Origin of the sequence: Pseudomonas sp. RIT411, assembly GCF_003057735.2 — a bacterium.
Taxonomy (GTDB): Bacteria; Pseudomonadota; Gammaproteobacteria; order Pseudomonadales; family Pseudomonadaceae; genus Chryseomonas; species Chryseomonas oryzihabitans.
In genome coordinates this window covers 46,509-63,213 of record NZ_QBIZ02000007.1, presented here as the reverse complement: position 1 = coordinate 63,213, position 16,705 = coordinate 46,509, and the positions used below count along the sequence as shown (strand labels likewise).

Genomic DNA, 16,705 nt, shown 5'->3' with positions numbered 1-16,705 from the left:
GTGATCCGAGTATGAACGACCTGACCCTTACCGGCAACACCCTGACCATGAGCAGCCGTGAGATAGCGGATCTGGTCAATCGTCGCCATGACAACGTCAAGCGCACCATCGACACCCTGGTGCAGCGCAGCGTGATTGGACTCCCTCAGATTGAGGAAGTATCGAATCTCGGTCCCGGCCCTCTGGTAGTGCTCGAATACCGCATTGGCAAGCGCGACAGCTTCGTCGTCGTCGCCCAGCTCTCGCCTGAGTTCACTGCCGCCCTGGTTGACCGTTGGCAGCAGCTCGAGCAGTCCCAGGCCATGGCTGCCATTCCTGACTTCAACAATCCGGCCGCCGCTGCGCGCGCCTGGGCTGAACAGTTCGAGCTGCAGCAGGCGGCCAACCAGGCCCTGGCCATCGCAGCCCCGAAAGCTGAGTTCGTCGACCGCTACGTCGATGGCACTGGCCTGAAGGGCTTCCGCCAGGTCTGCAAGCTCCTCGGCGCCAACGAGAACGAATTCCGCCTTTTCCTGGCCGATGCCCACGTCTGGTATCGCCTGGGCGGTGAGTGGGTCCCTTACGCCGAGCACATCGCCGCTGGCCGCGTCCACGTCAAGACCGGTCAGGCCGGCAACGGCCACAACTTCAACGCCGCCAAGTTCACCCCCAAAGGCATCGAGTGGATCGCCGGGAAGTGGGCTGCCTACAAGCTTCAAGGTGCCGCATGAGCGTTCAAGCCATGTCCTGGGCCATGCAGATGCCCAAGTCCACCCTGGGCGACGCCTCCGCCCGCCACGTGCTGCTGTGCCTGGCCAACTACGCCGGCCAGGACGGTCGTGGTGCTTTCCCCTCTGCCGAGCAGCTGGCTGAAGACACTGGCCTGTCCGAGCGGACCGTTCGGTACAAGCTGGACCTGCTGGAAGAGATGGGCCTGATCACCCGTGGCAACCAGGCGATCGCCGCAGCCTACATCGGCCGGAAAGACCGCATCACCAACGTCTACGACCTCCAGCTGAAACGGGGTGCAGTGGCTGCACCCGGTGAAGGAACGGGGTGCAGTTCACAACAGAACGGGGTGCAAACCACGACAGAACGGGGTGCAGCCGTTGCACCCAATACGTCACTGAACCAAGAACAGAACCAAGAGCAAGGCCGCGAGGGCGCGGCGAGCGCATCCGGTGAGGCTGGTTCGAACGATCCCGAGACCGCCCCTGATCAACCCCGGAGCCGCGCCAAGGGCTTCAGCCTGACCGACATGCATGCCCTGACCGAAACCGCCGGCATCGCAATCGCCACCGACGTCGCCCAGGACTACCTGGCCCACCGCCGCGGCATCAAGGCCCCGCTGAACGCCACGATCTGGAAAACCACCCTGATCGAGCTGGCCAAGCTTGCCCCGCACGGCATCACCGCCGACCAGGCCCTGGCCGAAGCCATGGCCGCCGGCTGGCGTGGCCTGAAATCCGAGTGGCTGGTGAATCGCCTGAAGCGCCAGCAGGGCCCTGGCGCAGGCCCCAACGACGACGACACCAGCTGGGCCAATAACCTGAACGAGGATCTGTGATGCGCAACGCCACCGAGATCGTGAAGCATGTGGACTTCAGCCAGGCTCGCCCGGCGGTCCAGCATCAGCCGACCAGCATCGACGAGGGCACCGCCCAGGTCGTGAACTCGCTGTTTAACGAGCTGAAGTCCATCTTCCCCGCCTGGAAGCAGGCCTGGCCGGACGACGAAGCCCTGAAGCGCGCCAAGCGCTCCTGGATCAAGGGCCTGATGGCCGCCGGCATCCACTCGCTGGAGCAGATCCGCTTCGGCCTAATGACCTGCCGGGCCAGCGGCCAAGACTTCGCGCCCAGCGTCGGCAAGTTCGTGGAGTGGTGCCAGCCCACCGCCGAGCAGCTGGGCCTGCCGCCGACCGAGAAGGCCTTCCAGGAGGCCGCCCGCAACTCGCACCCGGCGGTGGGGCAGGGTGCCCGCTGGACCCATCCGGCCGTGCACCACGCCGCCACGGAGTCCGGGCTCAGCAACCTGTTCCGCCTGAACGAAGACGCCGGCCGGAAGCTGTTCGAGCGCAACTACTCGATCGCCTGCCGCATGGTCGCCGCCGGCCAGCCGCTGCGCGAGATCCCCAAGGCTCTGCCTGCCGAGGTTTCCACCCCGGCCAAGCCGGAGACCGTCAAGTCCGAGCTGGCCAAGATGCGCGCCGCGCTGGGCCGCCGCTCGTGAAGGCCTGCTGGATGGTCCTGCTCCCCAATCGCGCGCCGTTCGCAATGGTCGGCGCCCAGATCAACCGCGACGAGGCGCTGGCCTGCGCTCGCATCATCTGGCCGGAGGCCGACGTAGCATGATGTTCACCCAGCAGGAATACGACGAAGCGCGCCGCCTGGCCTATGACCAGGGCTTCAACCGCGGCTCCGGCATGGACCCCAAGATCCAGCACACCGAGGCCTATATCCACTTCCGCGAGCAGGAGCTGGCCGGGCCGGTGAAGCGCGAGCGCAAGGCGCCGGCAACGCGCCGCCCGATCGGCGACTTCCTGGGCGATGGCGAGGGCCGCGGACTATGAGCGCCTTCGTCACGTTCGCCATGCTGCTGGCCCTGGCCACCGCCGGCCAGATCGCCATCAGCCACCGCCGCAGTGCTCATCGCCGCACCACCGCCCAGGCCTATCGGTCGGGAGCTGCCCAATGAGCCGCGCCCAGTCCAAGAAGCTCCGCGATAGCGCCCGCGGCCAGGACTGCACCCTGCGCATCCCGGGCGTCTGCAACTTCAACCCCGAGACCACGGTGCTGGCTCACCTGGCGTGCGGCCAGAAGGGCATGGGCCTGAAGAGCCCGGACAACATGGCCGTGTTCGCCTGCAACTGCTGTCATGACCTGCTGGACGGCCGCCGCCAGGGTGAGCTGGATCAGCGCGACGTCATCCGTGCCCTGGGCGAGACCCAGGCAATCTGGATCCGCGACGGGCTGATGACGATCCGGGGTTCCGCATGACCGCCGCCCTCAAGCCCAGGGCCGCTCCGCGCGAGACCCGCACCCGCAAGAAGCCCATCGACTGGGAAGGCATCGAGCAGACCCAGCTCTTCACCTGGTTGGAGCTGGCCTTCCCCAAGGAAGCGAAGTCGATCTACCACGTCCCCAACGGTGGCCACCGCCACAAGGCTACGGCCGGCAAGCTGAAAGGGCAGGGCGTGCGCGCCGGGATGCCGGACATCAACGTCGACATCGCCCGGGGCGGCTACTTCGGCATGCGGATCGAGTTCAAGGCCACCCCGCCGCACGACGCCGCGGTATCGGCCGCCCAGCTGGCCGCTCTCCAGCGCCTGACCGACCAGGGCTACCTAGCGATCGTCTGCCGCGGCGTGCACGACGCCCGCGAGCACCTGACCGCCTATCTCCGCCTGCCTGCTACTGAGGCCCGCCCATGAACCACCCAGCACAAGACCTGGCCGGCCTGGCCCGGCAGATCCTCGGCCACTCGCTGGTGGTGCTGCTCAGCCACCACGACAAGGCCTACCAGGCCGCACCGGAGAACGCCCGCGCGCTGATCGCCGAGATGACCGCTATGTCTGCCCAGCGCCTGGCCGCTGCCACAGATGAAGAGCTGCGTCGCCGCTGGCAGGTACTGGAAGAACAGCGGAGTCAGTGCTTCGGCCGTATCTCTGCCGCCCAAGGCCTGCGCTCTGGTCGCGGCCGGGGTGACCGCTTCAGGTCCTGGCGCGACACCAGCACCATCGACCGCGCCGCAGAGGAAAAGGCCCAGCGTGACATGTCACGTTTTCAGACCGAGAAGGACCTGATCACCGAGGAGATCAACCGGAGGGCCAATGCGCAAGCAGCACGGGCCTGACCTCACCCGCAAGGTGAAGCCGATTTCGCGTTGCGTGACATGTCACGGGCGCGGAGTCACCAAAGGCGTCTTCTACGAGATGGAGTGCATCACCTGTGCCGGTACCGGCTGGGTCGACTACACCACTGGCCAGGCGATGCCCGCCGAGGATCTGGTTTTCACCCTGAGTCACCGCCTTCTGCACCTGGAACAGCAGCTGGCCACCCTGCAGCGGATGCAGCCCTACGAATCGAGCAACCGCCGCGGCCCGCACGGCTCGCATCGCACCGGAGACTGACCATGCAGAGTTTCAGCAGTAGCAAGATATCCACCCTGGTCCGCATCCTCCTCGCCGGCAGCGAGGGAAAGACCGCATCCGCCGCATGGGTGGACGCTGACCAAGATGGAAGAGGGGGCTTCGGCGGCCTGTCGCGCCAAGAGCGCTTCGAGCTGGACTGCGAATACCGGGCCTTCCTGCGCAAGCACCTGAAGGAACGCCACTGGGACGCCCTGATCGCGCGCTACACCATCGAGCCGGCCGACCGCGCGCCAGCCATCAAGCGCCTGGCCCGAATCATTGCCACCCCGGCCCACGACCACTTCAAGTCCTATGCCGTCCTGGCCTGGGCCATGCCGCAGCGCGCTGGCGTCGAGGGGAAGCGATCCACCATCGTGCTGCGCGAGAACATCTACGACATGGCGCGCTGGGACAACAACCAGGGTACCTCCGAGCGCACCATGCGGCGCTGGAGGGGCTACATCCACGAGATGCTAAACGAGGCCCTGGATTTGGCGATTGCTGCTGCAATTCACCTGCTTGAAGGTCAGGAATTGTTCGAAAGAGAAGTTGCTTGACAGGGTTGGCCGTTTGGCCGAACATTTCCCTATCTTGCCGATCCTGCGAATGATGAAGATGCAGCGGAACACAAGCCCAGCCACCGTGCTGGGCTTTTCGTTTCAGGGGAATGCGCAACTGAAGCGATACAAGCGTCGGGCAGCACGTGAGTCCATGGGCGGGGCATGAAGGCAGTCGGAGATCAGCACCGGCCCCCTGATCCAAGCATGGTGGCAGCGCCCATGCATCCCACGAAGTCGCGAACGGCTGGGACGACAACATCTGCCCGCCGGGGAAGCGCCGGCATCATCTTCTAGCTGATCGCTTTCCGTCGCCGCGACGCTTGCTCGCTCAGCCTACAGCGCAGTTCCTCTGCGATGTTTCCCATCGAGCAGATGTCCAGGATTGATAGCAGCGAGCCTTCATAAGTTGCGGCATTGTCGGTAATGACGTCACGAACGATTAGGACCTGATCATCTGGATCTTTTAGGCTCCGCCTCAGGCTCACCTCAAAATTTGATGGGAAAAACGCCTGGACATAGGAGCGCAGACTAACCCGCTGTACTTCGTTGCGCATGGCTCTGTCCCTTCTCGTTTAAAAGGGCAGACTGCACGCAATAGGTACGCTTCGGTCAAGCGTGATCGATGCGATTTCTCTCGTGCTTATGTGGTGGCGGGCTCGCAGCCATAGATGTCTGTGGGCCCTGTGGTAATCGCAGCCTCTGTCACCATATCCGCCGCGGCTTCTGCCAGAGCTACAAGTTGATCGATGAACTCCTGCATCAACGGATCCAGAGAGGTCAGCGACTTCAATGAGTCAATGCAGCTCAGTATCTGTCTGTGCTCCTGCAGAGCATTCGAGCGATCCATCAGCGCCACCGTACCGAATCAAAATTGGAAGGCCCATTGTGATGGCTCAAAACCCTTGAGTTAGAGCTTTTCGTCACCATATGGCTACCGTCTGACGTAGCGTTACGCTCACGCACATTCACAGGCTCGCAATTGCGGGCCTTTTTCGTATCTGCGCACCGGAGAGGCAGATGAATAGCCTTCCACCTCTGCCCGGGCCAGGTGCTGGACTCAGCGACTGGGTCGCCTGGGCCATCCTCGTGGTCATTGGCGCTGCAGGCTTCCTAATCCTGCAGTGGCGCGAGAAGCGCGGGCCGATAACCGAGCGACTCAACACGGCGCTGGCCGATGAGCGCCAGGCCCACAAGGACACCAAGGCCGAGCTGGTCGAGACCCAGCGACTGCTGGAAGAGTCCCGGCAACAGAACAACGGCCTGATCCGCGAGTTCTCCGATATCAAGGCCACCAACGCCAAGATGGAACTGCAGATCGCATACCTCACGGAAGAGATTGCCGAGCTGAAGGTCGAGCTCCTCAAGAGGAATACCGCATGACTGAGCAAGAGCTGTCCCGCCAGAAGGGCAAGACGCGGCGCCTGCTCGACAACCACGGCAGCTGGATCCTGCTGATCGCCGTCGCGATCGCAGCCTGGATGGCCGGCAGCAAGCACAGCGCTGTCACCACCGCCGACACCGTGAAGATCCTCACCGACTCGTTCGAACGGCAGGATGCGCTGCGTGTGTCGCGCATCAAGGAGCTGCTGGACGTGAACCAGCGACTGATGCTGCAGGTGGGGCCCCGGGTAGAGAAGGCAGCCGCCCAGGCCGAGGAGGCCGCGACCAAGGCCTCCAAGGCTGTAGAGGTGGCCGGCAAGGCTCAGGAGCAGGTGAAGCCATGAGCAGGATCGTATCCAGCAATACCCTGGGCATGCAGGTGCTTGAAGCGCTGGGCATCGACCCGGCCAACGTCAGCGCCGTGCAGATCAGCCTGCAGGCAATGGAGCCAGCCACCATCCAGATCACCCGCACGATCAAGGACGAGGAGGCGCGCCAGATCGTCGGCCTGCTGTCCGTGTACAGGATCGAGCCGGCTGAGGCGATAGGAGCTGAGGATGACTGAGCACCAGGAGCTGATCGCCGCTCTGGCACGCCAGACCCAGGCAATGCTGGAACTGGCCGAGAGCAACAGGCTGTTGGCCGAGAGCAATCGCGAGATGGTGGACTACCTGGCTGACCAGCAGGGCGAGGACGCCGGTGACGAGGCGCCACGCCGTGACCTGGCAGGCAGGCCGATCTGATGGGCAAGCTCCGGATGCTCAAGCCCAAGACCAAGACGCTCAAGGAGCGGACGGCAACCGTAGCGCCCGGCTCATGGCGCACTTCGGCACAGACGTCATCCCAACGCGGCTACGGCTACAAGTGGCAGCAAGCTCGACTGATCCACCTGCAGCAGCATCCGTTGTGCAGTTACTGCGAGCGAAGTGGTCGGGTGACCGAGGCTACCGTGGTCGACCACATCGTTCCTCACCGCGGCGACGAGACACTGTTCTGGGATCGCAGCAACTGGCAGTCACTCTGCAAGCCGTGCCACGACAGCACGAAACGTCGTGAGGAGCTTCTGGCCGTCGACCTGTAGGGGGTAGGCGGGTCCAAAGTCTGGAGCCTGAGGGCTTCTAGACCGCGCCCCCTCGCATTCGCAGATTTTTTTCCTCCCACAGGTTTTTGTTAAATGGCCCTCACCCCCAAGAAGCGCGCCTTCATCGACGCGGTCAGGGGAGGTGCGTCCAACAAAGATGCGGCAATCGCCGCCGGGTACTCGGCCAAAACCGCGTCGGCAGCGGGTTCGCGCCTGGCCGCCGATGTGGATGTGAAGCTGGAGCTGCACAAGCTGAACGCCCTGGCCCCCAAGGGCAGCGGTGTTAAAGCGGATGTTAAAGCCAGCCCGAAGAAGGAGCGCCGTCCTAGCGCGCCTAAGGCTGAGCCAGCTCCTGCTGCTGCACCCGAGCACGTCGCTGATGATGACCTGGGTGACGAGCCTGGGCCCGCCGGCTTCGACCTGGCGAAGGCGCTGACCCATGCCGACCCGAAGGACTTCCTGCTGGCGGTCATGAACGACATGGGCACCGAGCCGAAGCTGCGCGTCGATGCCGCCAAGGCGCTGATGCCCTTCGTTCACCAGCGCCGCGGCGAGGGTGGGAAGAAGGAGCAGGCGAAAGAGAAAGCCGGTCAGATCGCTGGGGGCAAGTTCGGCCCGCGCCAGCCGCCGCAGCTCAAGGCGGTGCCAGGCGGTAGGCCGTGAAGTGGTCGACCGCGTGCACCGACTGGGAGCGCCGGATCGTTGCTCGCGAGTCGCTCATCCCGCGGGGTCCGCTCTTCCCGGACCAGGCCGCTGAGGCGCTGGAGGTGTTCGGCCAGCTGCGCATGGTGGATGCCACCGGCAGCCCGCTGATGTGCGAGACCGTCCGCCCCTGGGTGAACGAGTTCGTCGCGGCGATCTTCGGCGCCTACGATGCCGAGACTGGGCGGCGGATGATCACCGAGTTCCTGCTGCTGATCAGCAAGAAGAACGGCAAGTCGACCATCGCCGCCGGCATCATGCTGACGGCGCTGATCCTCAACTGGCGACCCTCCGGCGAGTTCGTGATCATCGCGCCGACAAAGGAGATCGCCGACAACAGCTACATCCCGATCCGCGACATGGTCGGCGCCGACGAAGAGTTGAAAGAGCTCATCCAGGTGCAGAACCACATCCGGACCGTGACCCATCGCGTCACCGGCGCCACGCTCAAGGTGGTGGCTGCCGACAGCGAGACGGTATCGGGCAAGAAGGCCATCGGCGTCTTCATCGACGAACTGTGGGTGTTCGGCAAGCGCAACAACGCCGAGGCAATGCTGCGGGAGGCCACCGGCGGCCTGGCGTCGCGGCCCGAGGGCTTTATCATCTGGGCCACCACCCAGTCGGATGACCCGCCAGCCGGCGTCTTCCGGCAGAAGCTGCTCTATGCCCGACAGGTGCGGGACGGCAAGATCGACGACAAGTCCTTCTTGCCGGTGCTGTACGAGTTTCCCAAGGCCCTGCTGGACGCCGGCGCCCACCGGGATGCGGCAAACGCCTACGTGACCAACCCCAACTTGGGGCTGTCGGTCGACGAGGCCTTCATTGAGCGCGGCTATGCCCAGGCCCAACTGGACGGCGAAGAGTCGTTCCGCGGCTTCCTGGCCAAGCACCTCAACGTCGAGATCGGTCTGGCGCTGCTCTCGGATCGCTGGGCCGGCGCCGACTTCTGGGAAAAGCAGGCCGCAGGTATCTGCCAGAGCCTGGAGGACCTGATCGAGCGCTGCGAGGTGATTGACCTGGGCATCGACGGCGGCGGCCTCGACGACCTGCTCGGCTTCGCCGCGGCGGGCCGCGAGATCGGCACACAGCGCTGGCTGGCGTGGACCCATGCCTGGGCGCACCCTTCGGTGCTGGAGCGCCGGAAGGCTGAAGCGCCTCGGTTCCGGGACTTCGCGAAGGATGGCCACCTCACCCTGGTGGAGAATATCGGCGACGACGTCCACGAAGTCGCCCAACTGGCCGCATCGGTCGAAGCGGCCGGGTTGCTTGACCAGATCGGCGTCGACCCGGCGGGCATCGGCGCTATCCGAGACGCCCTGGAGGCCGCCGACATCCCAGAAGAGAAGATCGTGGGTATCTCCCAGGGTTGGAAGCTGGGTGGCGCGATCAAGACCACAGAGCGCCGGCTTGCCCAGGGCGCCCTAGTGCACGGCGGCCAGCCGATGATGGCCTGGTGCTGCGGCAATGCCCGGGTGGAGCCGCGTGGCAACTCGATCCTGATCACCAAGCAGGCCAGTGGCTCGGCCAAGATCGACCCGCTGATGGCGCTGTTCAACGCGGTATCGCTTATTTCGCTCAATCCTGAAGCGCTGGGCGGCAGTTCCGGCTTCTACGACAACCCGATCATGGTAGGACTCTGATGGCGCGCAACAAGAAACCAGGCCGGGTGAAATCCGCGCTGCTGGACTGGCTCGGCGTGCCTATCGGTCTGCTGGACGGGGCATTCTGGAAGGAGATGGGCGGCACCTCTGCCAGCGGCAAGCGGGTCACGGTCGATAAGGCCTTGCAGCTCTCTGCGGTCTGGGCGTGCGTGCGGCTGCTTTCGGAGTCGGTATCGACGCTACCGCTGCGGCTGTACGAGCGCCGCGATGATGGATCTCGAGTTCAGGCGACGGAGCATCCGCTCTACCGTCTGCTGACGGTGAGCCCCAACGCCGAGATGACCCCGGCGCGCTTCATCCTGATGATCGTGGCCAGCATCGCGCTACGCGGTAACGCCTTCGTCGAGAAGAAGCGGGTGGGGAGTCGCATCGTCGCCCTGGTGCCGCTCCTGCCTCAGTGCATGGTGGTCAAGCGGCTGGACACGGGACGGCTGGAGTACACCTACACCGAGAACGGCCAGCAGCGTGTCATCGGCGAAAAGGACCTGATGCACATCCGCGGCTTCGGCCTGGACGGGGTATGCGGCCTCCTGCCGGTGAACACCGGCCGTGACATCTTCGGCGCGGCCATGTCGGCTGACGAGGCCGCGGCCAAGGTCTTCGCCCAAGGCATGCAGGCTTCCGGGATCCTGAGCAGCGACACCAAGCTGACCGACGTGCAGCGCGAACAGCTGCGCAAGAACCTCACCAACTTCATGGGTTCGACCAACTCCGGCAAGATCCTGGTGGCGGAGGCCGGGCTGAAGTACCAGGGAATCACCATGAACCCCGAGGCGGCCCAGATGCTGGAGACCCGCAACTTCGCCATCGAGGAGATCTGCCGCTGGTTCCGGGTGCCGCCCTTCATGGTCGGGCATATGGACAAGCAGTCGTCCTGGGCGTCGAGCGTCGAAGGCATGAACCTGCAATGGCTCACCAACGGCTTGCGTCCCCTGCTGGAGAACATCGAGCAGGAGATCAGCCGCTGCCTGCTGGACAACGACGGTCGATACTTCGCCGAGTTTTCAGTGGAGGGCCTGCTGCGCGCCGACAGCGCGGGCCGGGCCAGCTACTACACCACCGGCCTCCAGAACGGCTGGATGAGCCGCAACGAGGTCCGGCGCCTGGAGAACCTGCCGCCCATTCCCGGCGGCGACGTCTACACCGTCCAGTCCAACCTGCTTCCGATTGACCAGCTTGGCCAGGCCCAGGACGGCGAGCAAGCTCGCTCGGCGCTGGCCGCCTGGCTGTTCCCCGCCGCATCGCAAGACCAGAAACCGGAGTAACCCATGACCCTCAAGACCATTCCGGCAGCGCCGGAGGCCCGGCCGCGCGCGCAGATCCAGTGCGACCTGATGCCCCTGGCCCTGGAGCGCTGGAACCCGGCGATCAAGGCGGCGGCGTCCGACGACACCACCATCACCATGTACGACCCGATCGGATTCGACTGGTGGACGGGGGAGGGCGTGACGGCCAAGCGCGTGAGTGCGGCGCTGCGCTCCATCGGCGACAAGGACGTGACGGTCAAGATCAACAGCCCCGGCGGCGACGTGTTCGAGGGCCTGGCCATCTACAACCTGCTGCGCGAGCACAAGGGCAAGGTGACCGTCCAGGTGCTGGGCCTGGCCGCGTCGGCTGCTTCCTTCATCGCCATGGCCGCCGACGAGGTGCAGATCGCCCGGGCCGGCTTCCTGATGATCCACAACAGTTGGACCATCGGTGCCGGCGACCGCAACGAGCTGCGCGAGATCGCGACCTTCCTCGAGCAGATCGACGGCACCCTGGCCGACATCTACGCCGTCAAGACCGGCGACAAGGCCGCTGATATGGCCAAGCTGATGGACGTCGAGACCTGGATGGGCGGCACCGCGGCCGTCGAGGCCGGCTTCGCCGACAGCCTGCTGGACTCCGACGCCACCACCGAAGACACCAAGGCGGCAGCGCCCCACCAGGTGGCCGCGCGCCGCATGGACACGCTGCTGGCCAAGCAGGGCATCCCACGCGCCGAGCGCCGGGCCCTGATTCAAGAACTCAAGGGTACGCCTGGCGCTGCCCCTGACGGTACGCGCGACGCTGCCGACCAACAGGCCGACCTGGCCGAACCCATCGCCGACCTGCAGGCCGCCCTGGCCCGCTTCGCGGCAGCCGCTACCCGATAATGAGGATTCACCATGAGCGACAAGAACACCGCCGATCTGCTGAAGCAGGTATCCGCTGAACTGGAGAAGGCTTCCAGCGACTTCAGCAAGAAGGCCGAGAACGCCCTGTCCGAGGCCCAGAAGGCCGGCAATCTTTCGGCCGAGACCAAGGCCGTGGTCGACGAGCTGGCGACTCGCTTCAACAGCCTCACTGAAGCCGAGAAGGCGCTGAAGGCTCAGCTCGGCGAGCTGGAGCAGGAATTCGCCCGCATCCCCGGCCAGACCCAGGCCTCGGCCCGCGATACCGTCGGTGGCCTGGTCATCAAAAGCGAGGCCCTGAAGCAGTTCGCGGCCAGCGTCGAAGGCGGCAAGCGCGTCAGCGTCCCGGTCCAGGCAGCGCTGATCAGCTCCGGCGTGGCTTCCGGCGTGGTCGAGCCCGATCGCCTGCCCGGTATCGATGTCCGCCCCAAGCAGCGCCTGTTCATCCGTGACCTGATCGCCCCCGGCCGCACCACCTCGCCGGCGATCTTCTGGGTGCAGCAGACCGGCTTCACCAACAACGCCGGTGTCGTGCCGGAGAACACCACCAAGCCCTACAGCGACATCACCTTCGCGACCCAGATCACTCCGGTGACCACCATCGCGCACATGTTCAAGGCGTCGAAGCAGATCCTGGACGACTTCGCCCAGCTGCAGTCCACTATCGACACCGAGATGCGCTACGGCCTGAAGTACGTCGAGGAGCAGGAGATCCTGTTCGGCACCGGCACCGGCGCGCACCTGAAGGGCATCGTTCCGCAGGCATCGGCCTACAGCGCCGCCTTCAGCGTCGCCAACCAGACCGGCATCGACGATCTGCGCCTGGCCATGCTGCAAGCCCAGCTGGCTCGCCTGCCGGCCTCCGGCCACGTCCTGCACTTCATGGACTGGGCGAAGATCGAGCTGACCAAGGACACCCTGGGCCGCTACATCCTGGCCAACCCGCTTGGCCTGGCTGGTCCGGTGCTGTGGGGCCTACCGGTGGTTGCGACCGAAATCGCTGCCTTCCAGGGCAAGTTCCTCACCGGTGCGTTCCAGACCGGCGCCCAGATTTTCGACCGCGAAGACGCCAACGTGGTGATCTCCACCGAGAACGCCGACGACTTCGAGAAGAACATGGTCTCGATCCGTTGCGAAGAGCGTCTGGCACTGGCCGTGAAGCGTCCCGAGGCCTTCATCTACGGCTCCTTCACTGCCCCGGCTTCCGGCTCCTGATCCAGCAACCGGGCCGCTCCGGCGGCCCCTTGGAGTGACCGATGAAATTGCGAACCCTTCGCCCGCTGTTCTTCGGCATGACCACGCTGCCGGAAGGCCGCGTGTTCGTCACCGACGAGCAGCACGGGCGCGATCTTCTGCGGAATGGCTTCGTTGAGGAGCACGCCGGCAAAGAAGAGCCCGAGCTGACGCTGAGCAACGTCTCCATGGCGCCGCCCAGCGGCCTCACCAGCGCCTCGCTGGCAGGCACCAACCCGACTGCGTCCACCACCGCGCCGGCCTTCAAGGCCAAGCACAAGGGTGGCGGCAAGTGGATCGTGGTCGACGCCGAAGACAAGCAGGTCGGCGCCTTCACTGGCAACCAGGACGAGGCCAAGGCCGAAGTAGCGCGCCTGGCCGCTGGCGGCGAGCCCGCAGCCGACAAGGAGTAACCGATGTCCGTGATCAGCATAGCGATCGCCATGCAGCACCTGCTGGCCGAGGAAGAGGATCAGGTCCTGGTCCAGGCCATGCTGGATGGTGCCGAGGAGTCGGCCAGCCAGTACATGCAGCGGCGGTTCTATGCCGATCAGGACGCACTGGACGCCGCCCTGGCCGAAGTGCCGGCGGCGATCAGCTCCACCCGCATCCGCTACGAACAAGCCGTGGCTGCTGCTGACGTAGTGGTAGACCTCAATGACCGCAGGGGCGCGCGTGACCGTGCCGCCCAGGCGTTCGCCGATGCCCGGGCCGAAGTCGAGATGAAGGCCCGGGGCATCGTCATCAACAGCGCAATCCAGGCCGCGTGCCTGCTGATCCTCGGTCACCTCTTCGCCAACCGCGAGGACGTGGCCACCGGCGTGACCGTCGCCGAGATCCCCATGGGTTCCCGGCACCTGCTGGCGCCGTACCGTACCGGGATGGGTGTGTGATGCGCGCCGGGAAGCTCCGGCAGCGCGTGATGCTGCAGCGCAGCGGGCGCCACCAGGACCCAGACACTGGCGAGATCATCAGTGGCTGGTCGAACCTGACCGACAAGCCTATCCCTTGCTCAGTCGAGCCGGTGAGCGGCCGCGAGTTCATCGCCGGCCAGGCGACCCAGAACGAGGTCACGGCTCGGATCGTCATCCGGTACCGCGCTGGGGTGACTGCCGCCATGCGCGCCGTGCACCGCGGCGTGATCTACAACATCGAGGCTGTCCTGCCCGACCCCCGGTCCGGGCGGGAGTACCTCACCCTGATGGTGTCCGGCGGACTCGACGAGGGCTGACCATGATCACCTTTACCCTCAAGGGCGTGGATGATGCGATCGAGCGGCTGACCCAGCTGCCCGAGAAGGTCCAGCGGTCTTCGGTGCGTCGGGCCGCGCGGGCGGCGATGAAGATCGTCCGCGACGAGGCGGTCGACCGCGCCAACCAGCAGGATGACCCGGAAACGCCGATGAACATCGCCGACTTCATCGTGATCCGTGAGGGCACGATAAAGGGCCGGCGCGAGGGCGGGATCGTCATGCGGGTAGGCGTCATGGGCGGCGCTCGCTACGACAAGAACTCACCGAACCCGACCTACTGGCGCTTCGTCGAGCTGGGCACCGAGCGATCCCGGGCCCGACCATTCATGCGGCCGGCGCTGGACAACAACGTGCCGGACGTCATCCAGACCTTCATCGATGTGCTCGACGACGAGCTGAACAAGGAGTTGGTCTGATGTTTCCCCCTCTGTTCAAGGCTGCGGCGGCGTCCGCCGAGGTCAAGGCGCTGCTGGGCAGTGACCCTGTTCGGGTCTATCCCTTCGGCGAGGCCGAGGAAGGCACCGCGCTGCCGTATGCCGCCTGGCAGGTCATCAGCGGTAGCCCGGAGAACTACCTGTCCGGCAAGCCGGATGTGGATGGCTTCCGCACCCAGGTGGACGTCTACGGCGCCACTGCTGCCAGGACCCGCGCCGCCGCTACGGCCCTGCGTGACGCGCTGGAAGGTGTGGCCTACCTGGTGGCCTACAACGGCGAGAACCGCGACCGAGACACCAAGAATTACCGGGTCAGCTTCGACATCGAGTGGACTGTGCTCCGCTGACCTTTCACCGACTACCCCTCGACCCGCTCCGGCGGGTTTTTTCATGCCCGCAGGAGACGCTCCATGTCCATCAAGACCCAAGGAACCCAGGTGTATGTCCTGGTCCCGCCCGCCAGCGGCACCGGTGCCAACACCGTGCTGGAGATCGAAGGCCTGACCGCCTTCAACCCCGGTGGCTCGCCGGCCGATCAAATCGACACCACCACCCTGAAGGACAAGGCCCGTACCTTCATGAAAGGCCTGCGCACCCCGGGCAGCGCCACTGGCACTGTCCAGGCCGATCCGACCAAGGCCAGCCACGTCCGCCTGGCGCAGCTCGCCGCCGACGATAGCGACGCCAATCTGAAGTTAGCGGTGGGTTTCTCGGACGGTACCGTTCCGCCGACCGTCGCCAGCGGTGGCAGCGACTTCACCCTGCCACCTGCCCGCACCTGGTTTACCTTCGACGGCTACGTCTCCGACTTCCCGTTCGATTTCGCCACCAACACCGTTGTGAGCACGGCTCTGACCATCCAGCGCTCCGGCCCGGGCGCCTGGACGCCCAAGAGCGCCAGCTAAGGAATCGCCATGAAGCTGAAAGACCTGAAAGCCGCCGGCGCCTTTGTCGAAGCGGCGCCCGTGAAGAAGACCATCCAATGGGACCGCGGCCAGCTGGATGCCGAGGAAAACCCGGTGATCGACGAGTTCACCGTGCTGGTGAAGCGTCAGTCCTTCGGCGTGATCGAGAAGCTCTACGCGCCGGCCGAGGGTGAGGACGAGGCCGCTGTGGCGAAGCGCAGCCGCAACGCCAAGCTGATCAGCGAATGCGTGCTGCTGGGCGAGCAGGGCGACGAGCAGATCCCCTACGAGGACGCGCTGAACCTCGAACCCAACCTGGCCTTCGCGCTGCTCAATGCAGTGCACGAGGTCAACGGCATCGGGAAGGGCGCTGCAAAAAACTGACACCCGCCGATGAGGTGTGGCACGAGCTTGTGCTGCACGGCATCGGCGGGTGCACGATCCTCGAAGCCAAGGAACGGCTGACCTACGCCGAGGCGATGGACTGGTACGCCTACATCCGCCGGCGCGGTAGCCTGAACCTGGGCAATCGCCTGGAGCACGGCTTTGCCATGCTGGCTACGGTGCTGAGCCGGATCCATGGTGGCGAGGTGGAAATGGAGGCCTTCATGCCTTACGAGTCGGCTCTGACCCAGGAGCAGGACGACTGGTCGAGCATCTCTGTCGAGCGGGCGCGGGAGCTATGGCACTGATCATCGCCGCCGCGCAGCGAAGTGGCACCGAAATTTGGTGCTACGCTTCACACTTCACATGGAATTGAGGCGTTATCGCTATGCGCAAGATGGTGGTGTGTGCCGCTCTGATGTTGGCGTTGACCGGCTGTGAGACCAGTCCTGTGTCGCCTGATGCGGCCAAACAAGTTTCGCAGTCGAACATCTATGCGTTTTCCCGGAAGTCCGGGCCGGATGATGCCAGGATCGTCTTCACCCAGGATTCAGGGATTGCCAGCTGCTTCGGCGCGGGCATGTCCGTTTACCTGGACGGTAAGCTTGCCGCAGAGACCGGCCAGGGCCAGAGCGTGAAGCTTTACCATGCCCCCGGCCCTGCGCAGCTGAGCATCAAGAACAACGCGATGTGCGCTGGTGGCGGCCAGGTAGGCCTGGTCCTGGACCTTAGGCCTGGCTATTCCTACCAGGTGCGAGGGTACCGAGACATGTGGGATAAGCCGCAGCCATTGCTTGGCGATCCAGCCCCATTCAAATATTGAAGTCCCATTTCAAATAACCCGCTCCG

The 16,705-nt window shown here is 65.0% G+C and carries 30 protein-coding genes; 29 read left to right on the top strand and 1 reads right to left on the bottom strand.

Annotation, left to right across the window (positions count from 1 at the left end; genetic code table 11):
• Positions 1–11: 11 nt before the first annotated feature.
• The 10 genes from DBY63_RS12125 (at position 12) to DBY63_RS12085 (ending at position 4,665) form a co-directional block, all read left to right on the top strand.
• Positions 12–710 (top strand): phage antirepressor KilAC domain-containing protein, encoded by a 699-nt coding sequence (locus DBY63_RS12125; protein WP_108582126.1) that lies wholly within the window; start codon positions 12–14, stop codon positions 708–710.
• Complete coding sequence (locus DBY63_RS12120) at positions 707–1,546, top strand: helix-turn-helix domain-containing protein (protein ID WP_256594386.1); 840 nt, start codon at positions 707–709, stop codon at positions 1,544–1,546. Before DBY63_RS12125 ends, DBY63_RS12120 begins: the two co-directional genes overlap by 4 nt.
• Positions 1,546–2,208, top strand: coding sequence for a replication protein P (locus DBY63_RS12115; protein WP_108582128.1), 663 nt, complete (start codon positions 1,546–1,548; stop codon positions 2,206–2,208). The genes DBY63_RS12120 and DBY63_RS12115 overlap by 1 nt, the downstream gene beginning before the upstream one ends.
• A 118-nt stretch (positions 2,209–2,326) precedes the next feature.
• Positions 2,327–2,548, top strand: coding sequence for a hypothetical protein (locus DBY63_RS12110; RefSeq protein WP_108582129.1), 222 nt, complete (start codon positions 2,327–2,329; stop codon positions 2,546–2,548).
• The gene (locus tag DBY63_RS25240; RefSeq protein WP_256594385.1) at positions 2,545–2,673 is read left to right on the top strand and encodes a hypothetical protein; all 129 of its coding nucleotides are present in this window, start codon (positions 2,545–2,547) and stop codon (positions 2,671–2,673) included. Before DBY63_RS12110 ends, DBY63_RS25240 begins: the two co-directional genes overlap by 4 nt.
• Positions 2,670–2,975, top strand: coding sequence for a nuclease domain-containing protein (locus tag DBY63_RS12105; protein ID WP_108582130.1), 306 nt, complete (start codon positions 2,670–2,672; stop codon positions 2,973–2,975). The genes DBY63_RS25240 and DBY63_RS12105 overlap by 4 nt, the downstream gene beginning before the upstream one ends.
• Positions 2,972–3,409, top strand: a complete 438-nt coding sequence (locus DBY63_RS12100) for a VRR-NUC domain-containing protein (RefSeq protein ID WP_108582131.1) — start codon at positions 2,972–2,974, stop codon at positions 3,407–3,409. Before DBY63_RS12105 ends, DBY63_RS12100 begins: the two co-directional genes overlap by 4 nt.
• Positions 3,406–3,831, top strand: a complete 426-nt coding sequence (locus tag DBY63_RS12095; protein WP_108582132.1) for a hypothetical protein — start codon at positions 3,406–3,408, stop codon at positions 3,829–3,831. The genes DBY63_RS12100 and DBY63_RS12095 overlap by 4 nt, the downstream gene beginning before the upstream one ends.
• A complete protein-coding gene (locus tag DBY63_RS12090; RefSeq protein ID WP_112298118.1) occupies positions 3,809–4,108 on the top strand; it encodes a hypothetical protein in 300 nt (99 codons plus the stop codon). Before DBY63_RS12095 ends, DBY63_RS12090 begins: the two co-directional genes overlap by 23 nt.
• 2 nt (positions 4,109–4,110) lie before the next feature.
• Positions 4,111–4,665 (top strand): hypothetical protein, encoded by a 555-nt coding sequence (locus DBY63_RS12085; RefSeq protein ID WP_108582134.1) that lies wholly within the window; start codon positions 4,111–4,113, stop codon positions 4,663–4,665.
• 293 nt (positions 4,666–4,958) lie between these two features.
• On the opposite strand, the gene DBY63_RS24740 is transcribed toward DBY63_RS12085, so the two are convergent.
• Positions 4,959–5,222 carry a hypothetical protein gene (locus DBY63_RS24740; RefSeq protein WP_146750249.1) on the bottom strand — a complete coding sequence of 88 codons (264 nt, stop codon included), beginning with the start codon at positions 5,220–5,222 and terminating at the stop codon, positions 4,959–4,961.
• Positions 5,223–5,685: 463 nt separating this feature from the next.
• On the opposite strand from DBY63_RS24740, the gene DBY63_RS12075 reads away from it, so the two are divergent.
• The 19 genes from DBY63_RS12075 (at position 5,686) to DBY63_RS11985 (ending at position 16,679) form a co-directional block, all read left to right on the top strand.
• Positions 5,686–6,048 carry a hypothetical protein gene (locus DBY63_RS12075; RefSeq protein WP_108582136.1) on the top strand — a complete coding sequence of 121 codons (363 nt, stop codon included), beginning with the start codon at positions 5,686–5,688 and terminating at the stop codon, positions 6,046–6,048.
• Positions 6,045–6,392, top strand: a complete 348-nt coding sequence (locus tag DBY63_RS12070; protein ID WP_108582137.1) for a hypothetical protein — start codon at positions 6,045–6,047, stop codon at positions 6,390–6,392. Before DBY63_RS12075 ends, DBY63_RS12070 begins: the two co-directional genes overlap by 4 nt.
• Complete coding sequence (locus DBY63_RS12065) at positions 6,389–6,613, top strand: hypothetical protein (RefSeq protein ID WP_108582138.1); 225 nt, start codon at positions 6,389–6,391, stop codon at positions 6,611–6,613. Before DBY63_RS12070 ends, DBY63_RS12065 begins: the two co-directional genes overlap by 4 nt.
• On the top strand, positions 6,606–6,791 hold the full coding sequence (locus DBY63_RS12060) for a hypothetical protein (RefSeq protein WP_108582139.1): 186 nt from the start codon (positions 6,606–6,608) through the stop codon (positions 6,789–6,791). The genes DBY63_RS12065 and DBY63_RS12060 overlap by 8 nt, the downstream gene beginning before the upstream one ends.
• Positions 6,791–7,129, top strand: coding sequence for an HNH endonuclease signature motif containing protein (locus DBY63_RS12055; RefSeq protein ID WP_108582140.1), 339 nt, complete (start codon positions 6,791–6,793; stop codon positions 7,127–7,129). Before DBY63_RS12060 ends, DBY63_RS12055 begins: the two co-directional genes overlap by 1 nt.
• Positions 7,130–7,222: 93 nt before the next feature.
• A complete protein-coding gene (locus DBY63_RS12050) occupies positions 7,223–7,792 on the top strand; it encodes a terminase small subunit (protein ID WP_108582141.1) in 570 nt (189 codons plus the stop codon).
• Positions 7,789–9,471 carry a terminase large subunit gene (locus tag DBY63_RS12045; protein ID WP_108582142.1) on the top strand — a complete coding sequence of 561 codons (1,683 nt, stop codon included), beginning with the start codon at positions 7,789–7,791 and terminating at the stop codon, positions 9,469–9,471. Before DBY63_RS12050 ends, DBY63_RS12045 begins: the two co-directional genes overlap by 4 nt.
• Positions 9,471–10,757: a phage portal protein gene (locus DBY63_RS12040; RefSeq protein ID WP_108582143.1), complete on the top strand. Its 1,287-nt coding sequence runs from the start codon at positions 9,471–9,473 to the stop codon at positions 10,755–10,757. Before DBY63_RS12045 ends, DBY63_RS12040 begins: the two co-directional genes overlap by 1 nt.
• A gap of 3 nt (positions 10,758–10,760) precedes the next feature.
• Positions 10,761–11,630 carry a head maturation protease, ClpP-related gene (locus DBY63_RS12035; RefSeq protein WP_108582144.1) on the top strand — a complete coding sequence of 290 codons (870 nt, stop codon included), beginning with the start codon at positions 10,761–10,763 and terminating at the stop codon, positions 11,628–11,630.
• Between the two features lie 12 nt (positions 11,631–11,642).
• Positions 11,643–12,863, top strand: a complete 1,221-nt coding sequence (locus DBY63_RS12030; RefSeq protein WP_108582145.1) for a phage major capsid protein — start codon at positions 11,643–11,645, stop codon at positions 12,861–12,863.
• Between the two features lie 41 nt (positions 12,864–12,904).
• Positions 12,905–13,294 carry a hypothetical protein gene (locus DBY63_RS12025; protein WP_108582146.1) on the top strand — a complete coding sequence of 130 codons (390 nt, stop codon included), beginning with the start codon at positions 12,905–12,907 and terminating at the stop codon, positions 13,292–13,294.
• Between the two features lie 3 nt (positions 13,295–13,297).
• On the top strand, positions 13,298–13,774 hold the full coding sequence (locus DBY63_RS12020; RefSeq protein ID WP_108582147.1) for a head-tail connector protein: 477 nt from the start codon (positions 13,298–13,300) through the stop codon (positions 13,772–13,774).
• The gene (locus DBY63_RS12015; protein WP_108582148.1) at positions 13,774–14,112 is read left to right on the top strand and encodes a phage head closure protein; all 339 of its coding nucleotides are present in this window, start codon (positions 13,774–13,776) and stop codon (positions 14,110–14,112) included. The genes DBY63_RS12020 and DBY63_RS12015 overlap by 1 nt, the downstream gene beginning before the upstream one ends.
• Before the next feature lie 2 nt (positions 14,113–14,114).
• Positions 14,115–14,549: an HK97-gp10 family putative phage morphogenesis protein gene (locus DBY63_RS12010; protein ID WP_081320912.1), complete on the top strand. Its 435-nt coding sequence runs from the start codon at positions 14,115–14,117 to the stop codon at positions 14,547–14,549.
• Positions 14,549–14,914 (top strand): DUF3168 domain-containing protein, encoded by a 366-nt coding sequence (locus tag DBY63_RS12005; protein WP_108582149.1) that lies wholly within the window; start codon positions 14,549–14,551, stop codon positions 14,912–14,914. Before DBY63_RS12010 ends, DBY63_RS12005 begins: the two co-directional genes overlap by 1 nt.
• Positions 14,915–14,977: 63 nt before the next feature.
• Entirely contained in the window at positions 14,978–15,472 is a 495-nt protein-coding gene (locus tag DBY63_RS12000; protein ID WP_108582150.1) for a phage tail tube protein, read from the top strand.
• Positions 15,473–15,481: 9 nt separating this feature from the next.
• Positions 15,482–15,856, top strand: coding sequence for a phage tail assembly chaperone family protein, TAC (locus DBY63_RS11995; RefSeq protein ID WP_108582151.1), 375 nt, complete (start codon positions 15,482–15,484; stop codon positions 15,854–15,856).
• A gap of 14 nt (positions 15,857–15,870) precedes the next feature.
• Entirely contained in the window at positions 15,871–16,164 is a 294-nt protein-coding gene (locus DBY63_RS11990) for a hypothetical protein (RefSeq protein ID WP_007159404.1), read from the top strand.
• A gap of 80 nt (positions 16,165–16,244) precedes the next feature.
• Positions 16,245–16,679 carry a hypothetical protein gene (locus tag DBY63_RS11985; RefSeq protein WP_108582152.1) on the top strand — a complete coding sequence of 145 codons (435 nt, stop codon included), beginning with the start codon at positions 16,245–16,247 and terminating at the stop codon, positions 16,677–16,679.
• The last annotated feature ends 26 nt before the right edge of the window (positions 16,680–16,705 follow it).